The sequence below is a fragment of the Streptomyces sp. NPDC088147 genome, assembly GCF_044741565.1.
In the GTDB taxonomy this organism is placed as follows: domain Bacteria; phylum Actinomycetota; class Actinomycetes; order Streptomycetales; family Streptomycetaceae; genus Streptomyces.
On record NZ_JBIUSY010000002.1, the window covers coordinates 470,794 to 487,618 of the forward strand.

The following is a 16,825-nucleotide window of genomic DNA, read 5'->3' on the forward strand; positions in this document are numbered from 1 at the left end:
GACAATGGGCGGATGACCGCTCCACTCTCCACGCTCGCCGCGCCTCCGGCCGCCCCGCTGGCCATCGGTCCCCATACCGTCCAGCCGCCGGTGGTGCTCGCCCCCATGGCCGGGATCACCAACGCCCCGTTCCGGACGCTGTGCCGGGAGTTCAGCGGCGGCAAGGGGCTGTTCGTCAGCGAGATGATCACCACCCGGGCGCTGGTGGAGCGCAACGAGAAGACCATGCAGCTCATCCACTTCGACGCGACCGAGACGCCGCGCTCGATCCAGCTGTACGGAGTGGATCCGGTCACCGTCGGCAAGGCCGTCCGGATGATCGTGGACGAGGGTCTGGCCGACCACATCGACCTCAACTTCGGCTGCCCGGTGCCCAAGGTCACCCGCAGGGGCGGCGGCTCGGCCCTCCCGTACAAGCGGCCCCTGCTGCGGGCGATCCTGCGCGAGGCCGTGTCCAACGCCGGGGAGCTGCCGGTCACGATGAAGATGCGCAAGGGCATCGACGACGACCACCTCACCTATCTCGACGCGGGGCGGATCGCGGTCGAGGCGGGCGTGACCGCGATCGCGCTGCACGGCAGGACCGCCGCCCAGCACTACGGCGGCACCGCGGACTGGGACGCCATCGCGCGGCTCAAGGAGCATGTGCCGGAGATCCCCGTGCTCGGCAACGGCGACATCTGGTCCGCGGACGACGCGCTGCGGATGGTGCGCGAGACCGGCTGTGACGGTGTGGTCGTGGGGCGCGGCTGCCTGGGCCGGCCGTGGCTCTTCGGGGACCTGGTCGCGGCCTTCGAGGGGCACGGCGAGACGGCGCGGCCCACGCTGCGCGAGGTCGCGGGCGTCATGCGGCGCCACGCCGAGCTGCTGGGGGAGTGGATCGGGGACGAGGCCCGCGGGGTGATCGACTTCCGCAAGCATGTGGCCTGGTATCTGAAGGGCTTCTCGGTCGGCTCGCAGCTGCGCAAGCGGCTGGCGGTCACCTCGTCGCTCGCCGAACTCGACGAGCTGATGGCCGGGCTCGATCTGGACCAGCCGTGGCCGGACGGCGCGGACGGGCCGCGCGGGCGTACGTCGGGGAACAACCGGGTCGTCCTGCCGGACGGCTGGCTGAAGGACCCGTACGACTGCGCGGGGATCGGCGCGGACGCGGAGCTGGACACGTCGGGCGGCTGAGACCGGCCCCGTCCCGGGGGCGCCCGGAGGGTCAGTCCGCGGACGGGCTTCTGGTCACCTCGGGGCCGGCCTGCCGCTCCAGCGGCGCCGCCGCGGCCGAGTTGCTGACGCTGAACGCCACGCTGCCCGCGCGGTAGCGGTCGTCGGTCCACTCGATGGGCCGGCCGGCCGCCGTGTTCGTCAGATGGCGCTGCCGCAGCAGCGGGCTGGCCCGGCGGACCCGGAGCAGCCGGGCGTCCTCGCTGCCCGCCGCGACGGCGTCGATGAGGTGTTCGCCGTAGTGGGCGACGATGCCGGCGTTCTCCGCGATGCTGTTCATGATCGAGACGACGTCGTCGGGCAGCGCGCGGACGACTGGCGCGACCCAGTCCGTGTAGGCCGTGCGCTCGACCATCACCGGTTCCCCGTCCAGCCGCCGCACGCGCACGACGTACAGCACCTCGCTTCCCGGCCCGACGCCCAGCCGGGACGCCTCCTCGGCGGTCGCGGGCCGGGTGGTACGGCTGAGGATCCGGCTGGAGACCTCGCAGCCCATGGCCTGTGCCCACTGCGCGAAGCTGTTGAGCTGCTGGAAACTGTGCCGGCGCTCCTGGCGCAGGACGACACGGCGCGCGCCCTGCCGGGAGCCGATCAGCCCTTCCGAGGCGAGCAGTCCGACGGCCTGCCGTACCGTGCCGCGCGAGACCGACCAGCGGGCCGCCAGATCGCTCTCCGAGGGCAGCCGGGCGCCGACGGGGTGCTCGCCGCTCAGGATCGACTGCCGCAGCGCCTCGGCGATCTCCAGATAGCGCGATCCGCTCGTGCCTGATGCCACGCCTGCCCCCTCGGAAAACCCAACTGTGCACAGGTACGTCCAACGGTCGCGAACCTGACCTTCACTCTAACCGTACGTTTCCGCGGGTGTTTCCGTCCCCCTTCACTGGCATCGCCAGCCAGTTGTACGGATTTGGTCTTCCTCGGTTCCTGTCGCCATGGTCATCGTCCGTTCATGTCCGCGATACCTGAGCCGGGCGAACTGATGCCATCTTGTCTGAACAAGTGACACCCCCCGACACCCTCACCCCGACACCCTCACTTCTCGCTCCTGGAGACACCGCGTGACCAGACTCCGTGTCCGCGCCAACGGCCGGCTCGTCGCCGCCGTGGCGCTCAGCACCGCCGCGTTCACCGCGCTCACCGCCTGTGGCGCCGCGCCCGACGACTCCGCGGACTCCGCCGCGGGTGCCAAGGCCGCGACCGCCGCCTCCGCCGCCGACTTCGGCGGGCTGGAGGCCCTCGTCACGGCCGCCGAGAAGGAGGGCACGCTCAATGTGATCGCCCTTCCGCCGGACTGGGCCAACTACGGCGAGGTCATCAAGGCGTTCGAGGCCACGTACAAGATCAAGGTCAGCAGCGAGAACCCGGACGCCTCCAGCTCCGACGAGATCGCCGCCGTCAAGTCCCGCAAGGGCCAGAAGCGCGCGCCCGACGTCCTCGACCTCGGCATCGCCTTCGCCCGCAGCGGCGCCGCCGAGAACCTCTTCGCGCCGTACAAGGTCGAGGCGTGGGACAAGATCCCGGACGCCCAGAAGGAGAAGGACGGCCGCTGGTTCAACGACTACGGCGGCTATGTCTCGATCGGCTGCGACGCGGCCCGGATCAAGAACTGCCCCCAGACCTTCGCCGATCTCCTCAAGCCCGAGTACAAGGGCAAGGTGGCGCTCAACGGCAACCCCACCAAGTCCGGTTCGGCCTTCGGCGGCGTGTACGCGGCGTCGCTCGCCAACAAGGGCTCCTTCGGCGACATCCAGCCCGGTATCGACTTCTTCGGCAAGCTGAAGAAGAACGGCAACTTCATCCCCGTCGAGTCCACCCCGGCCACGGTCGAGAAGGGCGAGACGCCCATCAGCATCGACTGGGACTACCTCAACGCCGGTTACGCCGACCAGTTCCGCGGCAAGGGCGTCGACTGGAAGGTCGTCATCCCGGCCGACGGCGTGTACGCGCAGTACTACTCGCAGGCCATCAACAAGGACGCGCCCCACCCCGCCGCCGCGCGGCTGTGGATGGAGTTCCTGTACGGCACCGAGGGCCAGAACCTGTGGCTGAAGGGGTACGCGCGCCCCGTGCTGCTGCCCTCGATGACCACGGAAGGCACCGCCGACAAGACCTTCGTCGCCAAGCTCCCCAAGGTCGAGGGCACCCCGAGCTTCCCCGAGTCCGCCGAGCTGGACAAGGCCAACGCCACCCTCGCCGAGAACTGGGACAAGGCCGTCTCCTGATGCCCACCCCCTCCTCGTCCGCACCGGGCGCCGCCGACGGAACACGCCGTCGGCGGCGGGCGCCGCGCGCCTGGCTCGGCGCCCTCCCGCTGCTCGTCTTCGCCGCGCTCTGCTTCGGCCTGCCGGTCGGCGCGCTGCTGTACGGGGCCGTCACCCGCGACGACCCGGTCACCGGCGCCACCGCCCTGACCGGTGAACACCTTCAGCGTTCGCTCCAGGGCCCGTATCTGACCTCGCTGGCCGGCAGCGTCGAACTCTCCGCGCTGACCGCCGTGATCGCCACCCTGCTCGGCACGCTGATCGCCCAGGCCGTCGTCACCTCGCGCGGCGGCGCGCTCCGCAACGCCGTCCTCACCGCCTCCGGTGTGCTCGCCAACTTCGGCGGGATCCCGCTGGCGTTCGCGTTCGTCGCCACCCTCGGCATCTCCGGTGTGGTCACCCGGCTCGGCCATCTCGACAGCGTCGGCTGGAACTTGTACTCCTTCACCGGACTCGCCGTCATCTACCTGTACTTCCTGGTGCCGTTGATGGTGCTCGTCAGCGTCCCGGCGCTGGACGGTCTGCGCCCGCGGTGGCGCGAGGCCGCGCAGAACGCCGGGGCCACCACCTGGCAGTTCTGGCGCCATGTCGGGCTGCCGGTCCTCGCGCCCTCACTGCTCGGCGGGTTCGTGCTGCTCTTCGGCAGCGCCTTCGCCGCGCACGCCACCGCCGCCGCGCTGGTGGGCGGTTCCGTCCCGCTGGTCACGCTGAAGATCGCGGACGCGCTCTCCGGCAACGTCCTGGTCGGACAGGAGAACGTGGCGCTCGCGCTGAGCCTCGACATGATCGTGATCGCCGGTCTGGTCATGGCGGTCTATCTGCCCCTCCAGCGACGGAGCACCCGATGGCTGCACTGACACCGACCGCCGCCCCCGCCCCCGGACAGACCCCTCGGCGGGCGCGGGACGGCAAGGCCGTACGGGTACGGGCGCGCCGCCGCCCCCGCGTCTGGCGTGGCGCGGTGCTGGCGCTCGCCGGGCTCTACTTCCTCGTACCGCTGCTGTCCTCGTTCGTCTTCACGGTGCACACGCCGGGGCAGGGCGTCTCCTTCGCCGCGTACACCGGGATCCTCTCGGCCGAGGGCTTCACCCAGAGCCTGCTGCTCTCCCTCGGGCTGGCCGCCGCCACCATCGCGCTGGCGCTGCTGCTGGCCGTGCCGGCGCTGATCGCCGTACGGCTGGGCGCGCCGCGGCTGCGGCCGCTCGTCGAGATCGTCTGCATGCTGCCGCTGGTGGTGCCGCCGATCGCGCTGGTCACCGGCGTCACGACCGTGCTGCGCTGGGGACCGGACCATCTCTCCCGTACGCCGCTCTACCAGACCTTCCTGGCGGTGCAGAACGAGTCGTTCCCGGTGGTGCTGGTACTCGCCTACACCGTGCTCGCGCTGCCGTTCGTCTACCGCTCGCTGGACGCCGGGCTGCGCGCCGTGGACGTGCCGACGCTGGTGGAGGCCGCGCGCAACTGCGGGGCGAGCAGGCCGTATGTGATCCTGCGGGTCATCCTGCCCAACCTCCGCTCCTCGCTGGCCGGTGCCTCCTTCCTCACCCTGGCGCTGGTGCTCGGCGAGTACACGATCGCCTCGCTGCTCGGCTTCCGGCCGTTCGCGGTGTGGATCGTCTCCGTCTCCGGCGCGCAGGCGCGGATGTCGGTGGCCGTCTCGCTGCTCAGCCTGCTGATCACCTGGGCGCTGCTGCTGCTCCTGTCGCGCGCGGGAACCCGGGCCGCCTCGGCGACTCCCGCACCGCCCGCCCCCTCGGCCTCTTCCGGCTCTCCCACCTCTCCCGCCCCCGGCAAGGAGTAGACCTCCCATGTCCCTCACCTCGACAGCAACCGAAGACCGTCCGGAGGAGGACCGTCCGGCGGCGGAGACCACGGGCGCGACCGGCGCCCTGGTCGAATTCCGCGGTCTGCGCCGGGCGTTCGGCCCGACCGTCGCCCTCGACGGGCTCGACCTGACGGCGCGGCCCGGTGAACTCCTCGCCCTGCTCGGCCCTTCGGGCTGCGGCAAGACCACGGCGCTGCGGGTCCTCGCCGGCTTCGAGCAGCCGGACTCGGGCGAGGTGCTGGTGGACGGCGAGGACATCACCCGCGTACCGGCCAACCGGCGCGACGCGGGCATGGTCTTCCAGTCGTACAGCCTCTTCCCGCATCTCAACGCCCGTGACAACGTGGCGTTCGGACTGCGGGTGCGCAAGGTGTCCGCCGTCGAGCGGCGCGCCCGCGCGGCCGAGCTCCTCGATCTGGTCGGCCTTCCCGAGCACGGCGACCGCTTCCCGCACCAGATGTCCGGCGGTCAGCAGCAGCGCGTGGCGCTCGCCCGCGCCCTGGCGCTGCGCCCGCGCGTCCTGCTGCTGGACGAACCGCTCTCGGCACTCGATGCCAAGGTCCGGCTGACGCTGCGCGAGGAGATCCGGCGGCTCCAGCTGTCGCTGGGCATCACCACCATCTTCGTCACCCACGACCAGGAGGAGGCGCTCTCCATGGCCGACCGGGTGGCGGTGCTCAACGCGGGCCGGCTGGAGCAGTGCGCGCCGCCCGCGGAGCTGTACGAGCGGCCCGCCACGGCGTTCGTCGCCGAGTTCGTCGGCACGATGAACCGGCTGCCCGGGAGACTCACGGACGGCGGGCAGGTCGAGGTCGCGGGTGTCACGCTGCCCGTGGACGGCGAAACGCCGGCGAGCCGCGAGGTGGAGGTGCTGATCCGTCCCGAGAACATCACCGCCACCGCCGATCCGGCCGGCACGGCGACGGTCGTCTCCGCGTCCTTCTTCGGCTCGGTCACGCGCGTGCTGCTCGATCTCCCCGGCGGCGGTTCGGTGAAGTCCGATGTGCCGTCCCGGGACGCGGGCGAACTGGTCCCCGGGGTACGGGCGACGGTCGAGCCCGCGCGGCGCCCGGTCCTCGTGGTGCCGGCCCCGGGCGGCGGCGCGTGAGCACGGCGGGGCCGCGCGGGAGTACGGGGACGACGCCCGCGGCGGTGCTCTTCGACATGGACGGCACTCTCGTGGACACCGAGGTGCTGTGGTGGGAGACGGCGGACGAGATCGCCGGGGGCCTCGGCCACCGGCTCACCGGCGCGGACGCCCCCGAAGTGGTCGGCAGGGCGGTCGCCGACACGGCCGCTCATCTGGTGCGGGTCACGGGCGGCGGGTGCGCCGACACGGTCGCCGCGGAGCTGACCGGGTCCTTCTTCCGGCGGGTGGAGGCGGGCGCGCCGCTGCGTCCTGGCGCCCGGCGGCTGCTGGCCGAACTGGAGCGGGCCGAGGTGCCCTTCGCGCTGGTCAGCGCGTCGCCGCGGGCCGTCGTGGACTCGGTGGTCGGGGGGTCGCTGGCCGATGTGCCGTTCGCCTTCACGCTCTCCGCCGACGACACCGTACGGACCAAGCCGTACCCCGACCCCTACCGGGCGGCGGCCGAGCGGCTCGGTGTCGGGCCCGCGGTGTGTGTCGCCGTGGAGGACTCGCCGGACGGCAGCGCCTCGGCCCAGGCGGCGGGGTGCGCGGTGCTGGTGGTGCCCTCGTTGCTGCCGGTGGAGCCGGCGGTGGGGCGGTACTTCGCCCGGAGTCTGGAGGACGTCGACCTGGCGGTGCTGCGCGGCTGCGGACCCGGGGCCTCCGAGGGTCTCGGATAGGCCATCCGAGAGCGTGATTCTCGCCACGTTTGATGTGGGCAAGGCTCAGATGAGCGGATCTTGAGTGAGTGCGAAACAGAAAGGGTGGCACGCGGTGCCACCCTTTCTGTGTTCATTACATGAACTCAGACGTCGATGTCATCACTCATATGAGCGCATCCGGTCATGCGCGGGTCATGGCCGCTTCGAGGCGTGAAGGAGGCGGGCCCGTCCCGCCGCGCCACGGCCACTTTCGATCCGCTGGCGGACGGGTGGTTAAGGCCGTATGACAGGCAAGTGGCCGTACCCAGGCACCTTCGATCTGGGTATGTTCCTCGCCGTCAGGGCAGCCACCGCGTCCTTGAGGAGTCGGACCCGTGTCGGAAAACAGCGATCCCCATGTAGCCACCCCCACGCTCCAGGGCGAGAAGTTCGTCTATGACTTCACCGAGGGCAACAAGGATCTGAAGCACCTCCTCGGCGGCAAAGGTGCCAATCTCGCCGAGATGACCAACCTCGGGCTGCCTGTCCCGCCGGGCTTCACCATCACCACCGAGGCGTGCAACATCTATCTCGACAGCGGTGCCGAACCGGCCGCTCTGCGCGACGAGGTGAGCGCGCATCTCGACGCCCTCGAACAGAAGATGGCGAAGAGGCTCGGCCAGGCCGACGACCCGCTGCTCGTCTCCGTACGCTCCGGCGCCAAGTTCTCCATGCCCGGCATGATGGACACCGTCCTGAACGTCGGGCTCTCCGACGCCTCCGTCGCCGGACTCGCCGCCCAGGCGGGCGACGAGCGCTTCGCCTGGGACTCGTACCGCCGGCTGGTCCAGATGTTCGGCAAGACCGTGCTCGGCGTCGACGGCGACCTCTTCGAGGAGGCGCTGGAGGAGGCCAAGCGGGCCAAGAACGCCGCCACGGACGTGGATCTGGAGACCGCCGATCTCAAGGAGCTGGTCGCGCGGTTCAAGAAGATCGTCTCCCGGGAGGCGGGCCGCGACTTCCCGCAGGACCCGCGCGAGCAGATGGATCTGGCGATCCGCGCGGTCTTCGAGTCCTGGAACACCGACCGGGCCAAGCTCTACCGCCGTCAGGAGCGCATCCCCGGCGACCTCGGCACCGCCGTCACGATCTGCTCCATGGTCTTCGGCAACCTCGGCCCCGACTCGGGCACGGGCGTCGCCTTCACCCGCGACCCCGCCAGCGGCCACCAGGGCGTGTACGGCGACTACCTCCAGAACGCGCAGGGCGAGGATGTCGTCGCGGGCATCCGCAACACGGTGGCGCTCGCCGAGCTGGAGCACATCGACAAGACGTCGTACGACCAGCTCATGGGCATCATGGAGACCCTGGAGACGCACTACCGGGATCTGTGCGACATCGAATTCACCATCGAGCGCGGCCAGTTGTGGATGCTCCAGACGCGGGTCGGCAAGCGCACCGCCGGCGCCGCCTTCCGGATCGCCACCCAACTCGTCGACCAGGGACTGATCGACGAGGCGGAGGCGCTCCAGCGCGTCAACGGCGCCCAGCTCGCCCAGCTGATGTTCCCGCGCTTCGACGAGAACGCGAAGCGGCAGCTGCTCGGGCGGGGGATCGCCGCGTCGCCCGGCGCGGCCGTCGGCAAGGCGGTCTTCGACTCGTACACCGCCATCAAGTGGTCGCGGTCCGGCGAGAAGGTCATCCTCATCCGCCGCGAGACCAACCCCGACGACCTGGACGGCATGATCGCCGCCGAGGGCATCCTCACCTCGCGCGGCGGCAAGACCTCGCACGCCGCCGTCGTCGCCCGGGGCATGGGCAAGACCTGTGTCTGCGGCGCCGAGGAGCTGGAGGTCGACACCAAGTCCCGCCGGCTGACGGCCGGCGGGACCGTCATCGAGGAGGGCGACGTCGTCTCCATCGACGGCTCGACCGGCAAGGTCTACCTCGGTGAGGTCCCGGTCGTACCGTCGCCCGTCGTCGAGTACTTCGAGGGACGGATGCACGCGGGCGCCGACGACGCCGACGAACTGGTGGAGGCCGTCCACCGGATCATGGCGTACGCGGACCGCCGCCGCAGGCTGCGGGTGCGCGCCAACGCCGACAACGCCGAGGACGCGCTGCGCGCCCGCCGCTTCGGGGCCCAGGGCATCGGACTGTGCCGTACGGAGCACATGTTCCTGGGCGAGCGCCGGGGGATGGTCGAGAAGCTGATCCTCGCCGACACGGACGACGAGCGGGAAGAGGCGCTGGGGGCGCTGCTGCCCTTCCAGAAGAAGGACTTCATCGAGCTGTTCGAGGCGATGGACGGCCTGCCGGTGACGGTCCGGCTGCTCGACCCGCCGCTGCACGAGTTCCTGCCCGACATCACCGAACTGTCGGTACGGGTCGCCCTCGCCGAGGCCCGCAAGGACCACAACGAGAACGATCTGCGCCTTCTCCAGGCCGTGCACAAGCTCCATGAGCAGAACCCGATGCTCGGTCTGCGCGGGGTACGGCTCGGCCTGGTCATCCCCGGGCTGTTCGCCATGCAGGTACGCGCCATCGCGGAGGCGGCGGCCGAGCGCAAGAACGCCAAGGGCGACCCCCGCCCGGAGATCATGATCCCGCTCGTCGGCACGGTCCAGGAGCTGGAGATCGTCAGGGACGAGGCCGAGCAGGTCATCGCCGAGGTCGAGCGGGCCACCGGGGTCGAACTCACCCTGGCGCTCGGCACGATGATCGAGCTGCCGCGCGCCGCGCTGACCGCCGGGCAGATCGCGGAGGCGGCGGAGTTCTTCTCCTTCGGTACGAACGACCTCACCCAGACCGTCTGGGGCTTCTCCCGCGACGACGTGGAGGCGAGCTTCTTCACGGCGTACCTGGAGAAGGGCATCTTCGGGGTCTCCCCGTTCGAGACGATCGACCGGGACGGCGTCGGCGCGCTCGTGCGGAGCGCGGCCGAGGCGGGCCGGGCCACCCGGCCGGGGCTCAAGCTCGGCGTCTGCGGTGAGCACGGCGGCGACCCGGAGTCGGTGCACTTCTTCCACGAGGTGGGTCTGGACTACGTCTCCTGCTCGCCGTTCCGGATCCCGGTGGCGCGACTGGAGGCGGGCCGCGCGGCGGCGTCGTCGGCCGGCAGCGATTCACGGTGATTCCCGATCAGGTTCGCGAGCGAGTTCGCAACGCAGTTCGATTGCTTCCGAGGGGTTTTGGTGACTCCCGACAGAAAATGGGGGATTTCCTCTGAACACCGGAGCCGCATTGCCGGTTGATCCCTGACCCTCGCCGGACCGGCGAGGTGGCTCCGGGGCACAGAGAGGGGGCGGGCGCCTTGTGCGGAGGTGCCCGCCCCTTCGTCATGTGCGGATGGTGAGTGCTGTGTTGAATTGCCCGGCGGGTAACGGCGGGCAGCGGGTGGAGCGCGACCGGTGGATCCCCACCCACCGGTCGCGCTCCTTTTACGCGGGCCGGACATGGAGCCGCAACCTCGACTGACCGCCGCCGAGCGGGCGAAGCCCCCCACGGCCCTCGCCACGCCTATTCGGTCGTCCAGGTTTCATGCCCGACGAGGTACAGCTTTTCGCTTCGCGGGCGCCACCGCGAAGCGTTTCAACTGTGGCCGAAACACCGTGGTAACAGCCCGTGATGGCCTGCATACTCAGTGCTGGGGGCTGCTGGGGAGATAGTGGACGCAACAGGTGGAGATTTGATGCTGCGTATTCATTTCACCGGGAAGGACCTCGGCGGGGTTCGGATGGCCGCCGGGCCCGACCCGCTGTGGGAAACGATTCTCAGCTTTCATCGAATAAGAGACCGGCGTGGTCCGCTCGCCTACGGGGAATGGCGCAGGGAAACACGGACCCGGTTGAACGGTGAAACAAGTCTGCTCTCCGCGCTCGTTCCACAGCGCGGCTATTTCCCGGATTTCCTGACGCCGGCTCAGGGAAGACTCGGCTTTGACGCGGGCCTGGAAGCGGGCCTCGAAGCACTGCGCGCCACGCCGCACGAAAGAATACGCGCCGAACTCGCCCTGCTCGTCATGGGCAATGAGCGCGGCAGAGACCCGGGCGGAAAGCTGGCCTCGCTCGCGGACGGCGGCTCCGACCGCCTCGGCCGGCTCGTCGAGGCGCTGCGCGTCTACCACCGGGCCGCCGTGGAGCCGTACTGGCCCCATATCCGGGCCAGGGCCGAGGCGGACCGCGCGCTGCGCGGCCGGGCGCTGCTCGACGGCGGCGCGGACGAACTGCTCTCCACGCTGCCGCCGATGCTGCGCTGGCGCTCCCCGGTGCTGGAGGCCGACTACCCGGTCCACCGCGAACTGCGCCTGGACGGGCGGGGGCTGCTGCTCCAGCCGTCGTTCTTCTGCCGCTCCACGCCGGTCGTGCACCGCGACCCCACGCTGCCGCCCGTCCTGGTCTATCCCGTCACCCACTCCGACGCGCCCGCCGTCACGGAGCGTGGGGGACCCACGCTCGGCCGGCTCGTCGGGCATACGCGTTCGGCCGTTCTGCGCGCCATCGAGCACGGCTCGACGACGAGCGAGCTGGCCCGCAGAACCGGTGTGTCGCTCGCCTCTGCCAGCCAGCACGCCTGCGTCCTGCGCGAGGCGGGGCTCGTCGTCACCCTTCGGCACGGCAACGCCGTCCTGCACACCCTCACCCCGCTGGGCGCCGCCCTGCTGCGGGGCGGCAGACCCTCGGAAGGGCTCTACGCCCGGAACGGCCCGGTGACCTCGTAGGTGATACCGCCCGACGAACTCCCGCTGGTACCGCGCTGGCTGGAGAAGTAGAGCCGCCTGCCGTCGGGGGAGAAGGCCGGTCCGGTGATCTCCGAGCCGGACTGGCCGCCGATCCGCAGGAACGGCGCGACGACATCGTCAGGGGTGATCACACAGATCTCCATGTTCCCGCCGTCCTCCGCGACGAAGAGATCGCCGGAGGAGGAGCCGGTGACATTGTCGACACCGGTCAGCGGCGCCGTACCGGAGACGAGCGAGTCGTCGTAGGCCAGCTCGATGGTCGCCGCGGCCGCGTTGTACTGCCAGACGCGGTTGTCGCCCTTGGTGGTGAACCAGCAGGTGTCGCCGGCGTAGTAGCAGCCCTCGCCGCCGTTGAAACGCTTGGCGCCCGGCACCTGGTTACGGGTGGCCGTCGAGGCACCGCTCGGGTCGGGGACCGTCGCCCAGCTCACCGGGCCGCTCGTGCCCGTACCGGCGACGAGCACCTCGAGACGGCCCGCCGACAGATCGCCCCAGGTGGTGGGCGTGAAGCGGTAGAAGCAGCCGTCGGTGGTGTCCTCGGTGAGATAGATGGTCCTGCGCACGGGGTCCGCGGCGGCGGCCTCGTGCTTGAAGCGGCCGATCGCGTCCCGTCGTACCGGCGTCTTCACGCCCCACGGGTCGGTCTCGTAGACGTAGCCGCGGTCCACCTCCTCGCACGAGAGCCAGGTGTTCCACGGCGTCTTGCCGCCCGCGCAGTTCTGCCGGGTCCCGGAGAGGATCCGGTACGCGGCGGTGATCGCGCCCGTCGAGGAGAAGCGGACCGCGCTCGCGCCGCCCGACGGGTCGATCTCCGAGTTGGAGACATAGATCCAGCCGGTGCCGTCGGCGTAGCAGGCGCCACCGTCCGGGGCGCTGTGCCAGCTGTACGACGTGCCGGTGACCTGCTGCCCCGACCGGGCGATGACCCGGCTGGTGAACCCGGCGGGGAGGCGGATGTTATTGGAATCCGCCGTGCCGAGTGCTCCGTAGGGGCCCGCGCCGGGCTGGGCGGGCGCGGCGTAGGCGGCGCCGCGCCACAGGGTGCCGCCGAAAGCCGCGGCCGAGGTGCCGATGACCGCTCCGCGCAGGAAACTGCGACGTTCCACTGGTCGCTCCATGGGGGTGTCGTGACCGCCCCACGGCGCCGGCCGACGTCGCGGGGTCGCGCGTCGCAGGAGCCTAGGGGACAGGCATGGCCGCCGTCTGAACGTCCGGTGAGAAGTCGTCATTTCGGCTGTACGTCCCGCCAGCCGTCTAGCTCACACTCTCCCTGGATCCATGGACGGGGCACACATTCCGTCCATAGGGTCATGATCATGCCCGACATATCGCTGACCATGCTCATTGTGCTCTGTCTCGCCGCCGGGGCGGCGGGCTGGATCGATGCCGTGGTGGGCGGGGGCGGACTGCTGCTCCTGCCCGCGATGCTCCTCGGACTGCCGCACGTACCCGCCGCGCACATCCTCGGCACCAACAAGGCGGTCGCCATCGTCGGCACCTCGGGCGCGGCGGTGACCTATCTGCGCAAGGCGCCGGTCGAGGTGAAGACAGCCGTACGGATCGGGCTCGCGGCCCTCGTCGGCTCGATGGCCGGCGCCTTCTTCGCGGCGGGGATCAGCAGCGATGTGCTCCGGCCCGTGATCATGGTGGTGCTGCTCGGCGTGGCGGCCTTCGTCCTGCTGCGGCCGTCCTTCGGCGGGACGCGGGCGGGCGGCCCGGTCACCCGGGCGCGTACGGTCACCGCGATCGTGCTGGTCGGCGGCGGGATCGGCTTCTACGACGGGCTGTTCGGACCCGGTACGGGCACGTTTCTCGTGCTCGCGCTCACCGCCGTGCTCCATCTCGATCTGGTGACCGCCTCCGCCACCGCGAAGATCGTGAACGTCTGCACCAACGGCGGCGCGCTTGCGATGTTCGCCTACCAGGGCACCGTGCTGTGGCAACTGGCCGCGCTGATGGCGGTGTTCAATCTGGCGGGCGGGATGATGGGCGCGCGGATGGCGCTCCGGAAGGGGAGCGAGTTCGTGCGCGGGGTGCTGCTGGTGGTGGTGTTCTCGCTGGTCGCGAAGCTCGCGTTCGACCAGTGGACGGCCTGAGCGCGCGGACGGCCCGAGTGCACGGACGGTTCGAGTGCGCGGACGGCCCGAGTGCACGGACGGCCTGAGTGCGCAGACGACCTGAGTGCACGGATGGCTTGAGTGCGCGGATGGCCTGAGTGCGCGGACGGCCTGAGCGCGTTGACGGCCTGTGCCTTCGCCCTGGCGCTATCTCGTGCCGACGAGATGCGCGTACGCCACGACATTGCCCTGGTAGCCGCCCTTCTTGGCGAAGCCGCCCCCGCAGGTGATCACCCGTAGCTCCGCCCGGTCCGTGGCCCCGTACACCCTGCGGTCGGGGAACTCGGCGTTGTCGTAGACCTCCAGCGCGTCGACGGTGAAGACGGCGGTACTGCCGTCCGCGCGGGTCACCTCGATGTGATGGCCCTTCTTGAGCGTGCCCAGCTCGTAGAAGACGGCGGGTCCTTGCGCGTTGTCGACATGACCGGCGATGATCGCGGTTCCCTTGGCGCCCGGGGTGGCGCCGTCCTTGTACCAGCCCACGATGTTCCGGATGCCGGAGGGCGGTACGTCGAGACTGCCGTCGCGTCCCAGCCCCAGCCCGAGGACCTGCGCGTCCACCGTGATCTCGGGGATGCTCAGACGGACCGGGGCCGAGGACCCCATCGGGGCGGCGGCGGCCTCGGTGTGGCTGCCGGGGCCCGCGGCGAAGGCCTCCGCGGCGGTCGGCTGGGGCGGGGTCACGGGCTCGGAGCCGTTCTGGACGAGCCAGATCCCGACACAGACGGGAATGGCTATCAGCCAGCCCGAGCCTCCGCCTCTGGCCCGGCCGCCGCCGGCTCCGCAGGCGCACGCGCTTCTGCCCGCTCCGCATATGGCGCCGCACCCGGCTCCGTACATGCCTCTGCCTCTGCGCCTGGCCCTGGCGGTCATCAGTCCTGTTCTCCTGTTGTCGTGTCCCGTGCTTCTCGTCGTTTCCCGCGAAGGGAGAGGTCCCGCGGGGGAAGAGGTCCTGCGAGGAAAGGGGTCCTGCGTGGGGAGAGGTTCTGCGAGGGGAGAGTTCCTGCGTGGGGAGAGTTCCCCGCCCCCGTCAGCGATGAGCGTGACGGGGACGGGGACGCGGGGCGGGACCGGGGCGGTGGAGGCCTGCCCGTCAGCTCGCCTGCGTGCCGCTCGCCCGGCGACGCAGGAGCCAGGTCCCGCCGGCGGCGGTCACGGCCAGAATGGCCACGCCCGCCGCGATCTGGGTGGTGTCGGGGGTGACGCTGCCGCCGACCCCGGTTCTCACATGGCCGCGCGGCCCGCCGTGCTCCACGAAGAGCGCGCCGTGGGCCTCTCTGCCGTTGTCACACCGCACGCGGATGGTGTGCGTTCCGGTCCTGGCGTGGTGCGCCACCCGGAACCCTCCGGTCACGATCTCCTTGCCGGAGACGCGATTGAGCCGGAACTCCCCGGCGCCGACGGACTCGGCGAAGCCCCGGCCGCGGCCTTCGCGCCCGCAGGCGGTGGTCCGGGCGATGACGGCGGTGCCGGGGCGCACATACCGGGGGGACAGCTCCAGCCGGCCCGGCTTCCCCTGGTCGCGCCCGACGGACCGGCCTCCGTCGCGCCCGCTGTCCCCACTGCGCTCCCGGCCGTCGTCACGGGCCCCGTCACCGGCCCCGTCACTCACACCGTCCCAGCTACCGTCGCGGTCCACGGCGACGGCCGCCGTGGTGCCCGCGACGGTCAGTGCTATCGAGGCGGCTGCCAGCGCGGTTCCGGTCAGCAGGCGGGCAGTGGTCGGCATGATGGCATCCTCCGAGGCCGGCGGCAGCGCGGTACGCGTCTTCCTCCGAGATAAGGCGCCCCGGGGCGCGCACGCCTGCTGATGGGCGATCAGATTCGCCCGGCGGGGGCTGTGTGCCGGACCCGCGCGCCGGTGTCCTCGCAGGTCACGGCGGAGCGGCGGAGGTACGTCGGCGGCGCGGCCCGTGCCGCGCTGAACGGGTGACCCGGCGCGGCGGGCGGCTGTGCCCGCAGGTGCCTTGCTCCGGTCCCGGTACGCGGCACGAAGTCGCGGTACGCGGCAGGCGGCAGGCGGCAGGCGGTACGAGGCCGCCGGCAGTCGTCTCCGCCGCGCCGGGGGCCGTCCGTCGCTCAGATCCGGTCCCACTCCACCTCGTCGTACAGCGCGGTCACCCTCGTCACCAGCTCCGCGTCCCCGCGGAAGACCGTGTCGTCGATCCGGCCCACCGGGGCGATCCCGCGTGAGTTGGTGACCAGGGCCGCCCGGTACCGGGGCAGGTCCGCCAGGGTGACCTCACGCCGTACCGACGGCAGACCGGCGGCCGGAAGGCGGGGCTCCACCAGCGCCATGGTGATACCCGTCAGGAACGGCGCGTCCGGCCAGACCACCGAACGGCCGTCCCAGAAAGCGATGTTGGCGATCGCGGCCTCGGCCACCACCCCGCCCTCGCCGGTCAGCAGCGCGTCGTCGAACCCCGCCCTCCTGGCCACCCGCCCGTAGTGGGTCTGGGCGAAGCCGCCCAGATGCTTGACGTGCGCGACCGGGCGCACATACGGGACGGACATCAGGCTCTGCGCCCGGCCGTCCTGGGTCGCGGGCGGCCGTATCGTCACCATCACGCTCGCCTCGGCGGCCCCGTCGGGCCAGTGCACATAGACCCGCCCGGCGGCGTCCCGTACGTCACCGAGCGCGTGCCGCAGCAGGGCACGTACGCGCTCGCCGTCCAGACCCGAGCCGAACAGCTCCCGGGTCGAGGCGTCCAGCCGGGCGAGATGGAGGTCCAGACCGCGTACCCGGCCGTCCCTGATCTGCAAGGCGGTGAAGTGCCCGTACGTGTCGAGCGCGCGGAGCCGCAGGTCGGCCTCGGTGGCGGGCCGGCCGTCGACCTCGATCAGCAGCTGTGGTGCGGTGGCGGAAGACGTCATGCGCCTTACCGTATGCCGCTCGCCG

At 71.2% G+C, this 16,825-nt stretch carries 14 protein-coding genes; 9 read left to right on the forward strand and 5 right to left on the reverse strand.

The genetic code is table 11. The annotated features are described in order from the left end of the window. Positions 1-12: 12 nt before the first annotated feature. On the forward strand, positions 13-1,176 hold the full coding sequence (dusB, locus tag ACIOGX_RS07390) for a tRNA dihydrouridine synthase DusB (RefSeq protein ID WP_401765316.1): 1,164 nt from the start codon (positions 13-15) through the stop codon (positions 1,174-1,176). 31 nt (positions 1,177-1,207) lie between these two features. Here the strand turns inward: dusB and ACIOGX_RS07395 are convergent, their stop codons facing one another. Beyond that, the gene (locus ACIOGX_RS07395) at positions 1,208-1,990 is read right to left on the reverse strand and encodes a GntR family transcriptional regulator (RefSeq protein WP_356506579.1); all 783 of its coding nucleotides are present in this window, start codon (positions 1,988-1,990) and stop codon (positions 1,208-1,210) included. A 328-nt stretch (positions 1,991-2,318) separates the two neighbouring features. Here ACIOGX_RS07395 and ACIOGX_RS07400 point away from each other — a divergent pair, with 328 nt between their 5' ends. The 7 genes from ACIOGX_RS07400 (at position 2,319) to ACIOGX_RS07430 (ending at position 11,788) form a co-directional block, all read left to right on the forward strand. Then, complete coding sequence (locus ACIOGX_RS07400) at positions 2,319-3,437, forward strand: ABC transporter substrate-binding protein (RefSeq protein WP_401765566.1); 1,119 nt, start codon at positions 2,319-2,321, stop codon at positions 3,435-3,437. Further along, on the forward strand, positions 3,437-4,333 hold the full coding sequence (locus ACIOGX_RS07405; protein ID WP_401911044.1) for an ABC transporter permease: 897 nt from the start codon (positions 3,437-3,439) through the stop codon (positions 4,331-4,333). The genes ACIOGX_RS07400 and ACIOGX_RS07405 overlap by 1 nt, the downstream gene beginning before the upstream one ends. Then, positions 4,321-5,277 (forward strand): ABC transporter permease subunit, encoded by a 957-nt coding sequence (locus ACIOGX_RS07410; RefSeq protein ID WP_356506585.1) that lies wholly within the window; start codon positions 4,321-4,323, stop codon positions 5,275-5,277. Before ACIOGX_RS07405 ends, ACIOGX_RS07410 begins: the two co-directional genes overlap by 13 nt. 7 nt (positions 5,278-5,284) lie before the next feature. Beyond that, a complete protein-coding gene (locus tag ACIOGX_RS07415; RefSeq protein ID WP_401911047.1) occupies positions 5,285-6,409 on the forward strand; it encodes an ABC transporter ATP-binding protein in 1,125 nt (374 codons plus the stop codon). Positions 6,410-6,465: 56 nt separating this feature from the next. Next, positions 6,466-7,107, forward strand: a complete 642-nt coding sequence (locus ACIOGX_RS07420; RefSeq protein ID WP_401912005.1) for an HAD family hydrolase — start codon at positions 6,466-6,468, stop codon at positions 7,105-7,107. A 356-nt stretch (positions 7,108-7,463) separates the two neighbouring features. After that, positions 7,464-10,202, forward strand: a complete 2,739-nt coding sequence (ppdK, locus tag ACIOGX_RS07425) for a pyruvate, phosphate dikinase (protein WP_387015571.1) — start codon at positions 7,464-7,466, stop codon at positions 10,200-10,202. A gap of 557 nt (positions 10,203-10,759) precedes the next feature. After that, entirely contained in the window at positions 10,760-11,788 is a 1,029-nt protein-coding gene (locus tag ACIOGX_RS07430; RefSeq protein WP_356506592.1) for a winged helix-turn-helix domain-containing protein, read from the forward strand. Here ACIOGX_RS07430 and ACIOGX_RS07435 read toward each other — a convergent pair. After that, a complete protein-coding gene (locus tag ACIOGX_RS07435; protein WP_401911051.1) occupies positions 11,758-12,915 on the reverse strand; it encodes an alkaline phosphatase PhoX in 1,158 nt (385 codons plus the stop codon). The two genes, ACIOGX_RS07430 and ACIOGX_RS07435, sit on opposite strands and share 31 nt — an antisense overlap. A gap of 210 nt (positions 12,916-13,125) precedes the next feature. Between ACIOGX_RS07435 and ACIOGX_RS07440 the strand changes: the two genes are divergently transcribed. Next, positions 13,126-13,905, forward strand: coding sequence for a sulfite exporter TauE/SafE family protein (locus ACIOGX_RS07440; RefSeq protein WP_401911054.1), 780 nt, complete (start codon positions 13,126-13,128; stop codon positions 13,903-13,905). Between the two features lie 168 nt (positions 13,906-14,073). Here the strand turns inward: ACIOGX_RS07440 and ACIOGX_RS07445 are convergent, their stop codons facing one another. The 3 genes from ACIOGX_RS07445 to ACIOGX_RS07455 all read right to left on the reverse strand — a co-directional run bounded on the left by ACIOGX_RS07445 (position 14,074) and on the right by ACIOGX_RS07455 (position 16,800). Beyond that, positions 14,074-14,799: a class F sortase gene (locus ACIOGX_RS07445; protein WP_356506598.1), complete on the reverse strand. Its 726-nt coding sequence runs from the start codon at positions 14,797-14,799 to the stop codon at positions 14,074-14,076. Positions 14,800-15,019: 220 nt separating this feature from the next. Then, positions 15,020-15,655, reverse strand: coding sequence for a hypothetical protein (locus ACIOGX_RS07450; RefSeq protein WP_356506600.1), 636 nt, complete (start codon positions 15,653-15,655; stop codon positions 15,020-15,022). A gap of 350 nt (positions 15,656-16,005) precedes the next feature. Then, positions 16,006-16,800, reverse strand: a complete 795-nt coding sequence (locus ACIOGX_RS07455) for an aminotransferase class IV (RefSeq protein WP_401911057.1) — start codon at positions 16,798-16,800, stop codon at positions 16,006-16,008. Positions 16,801-16,825 lie beyond the last annotated feature (25 nt).

Bases quoted from the DNA above. Each gene is read 5' to 3' on its own strand.
- dusB (WP_401765316.1), top strand. From the start codon at position 13: ATGACCGCTCCACTCTCCACGCTCGCCGCGCCTCCGGCCGCCCCGCTG.
- ACIOGX_RS07405 (WP_401911044.1), top strand. From the start codon at position 3,437: ATGCCCACCCCCTCCTCGTCCGCACCGGGCGCCGCCGACGGAACACGC.
- ACIOGX_RS07410 (WP_356506585.1), top strand. From the start codon at position 4,321: ATGGCTGCACTGACACCGACCGCCGCCCCCGCCCCCGGACAGACCCCT.
- ACIOGX_RS07415 (WP_401911047.1), top strand. From the start codon at position 5,285: ATGTCCCTCACCTCGACAGCAACCGAAGACCGTCCGGAGGAGGACCGT.
- ACIOGX_RS07420 (WP_401912005.1), top strand. From the start codon at position 6,466: ATGGACGGCACTCTCGTGGACACCGAGGTGCTGTGGTGGGAGACGGCG.
- ACIOGX_RS07430 (WP_356506592.1), top strand. From the start codon at position 10,760: ATGCTGCGTATTCATTTCACCGGGAAGGACCTCGGCGGGGTTCGGATG.
- ACIOGX_RS07440 (WP_401911054.1), top strand. From the start codon at position 13,126: ATGCCCGACATATCGCTGACCATGCTCATTGTGCTCTGTCTCGCCGCC.
- ACIOGX_RS07445 (WP_356506598.1), bottom strand. From the start codon at position 14,799: ATGACCGCCAGGGCCAGGCGCAGAGGCAGAGGCATGTACGGAGCCGGG.
- ACIOGX_RS07450 (WP_356506600.1), bottom strand. From the start codon at position 15,655: ATGCCGACCACTGCCCGCCTGCTGACCGGAACCGCGCTGGCAGCCGCC.
- ACIOGX_RS07455 (WP_401911057.1), bottom strand. From the start codon at position 16,800: ATGACGTCTTCCGCCACCGCACCACAGCTGCTGATCGAGGTCGACGGC.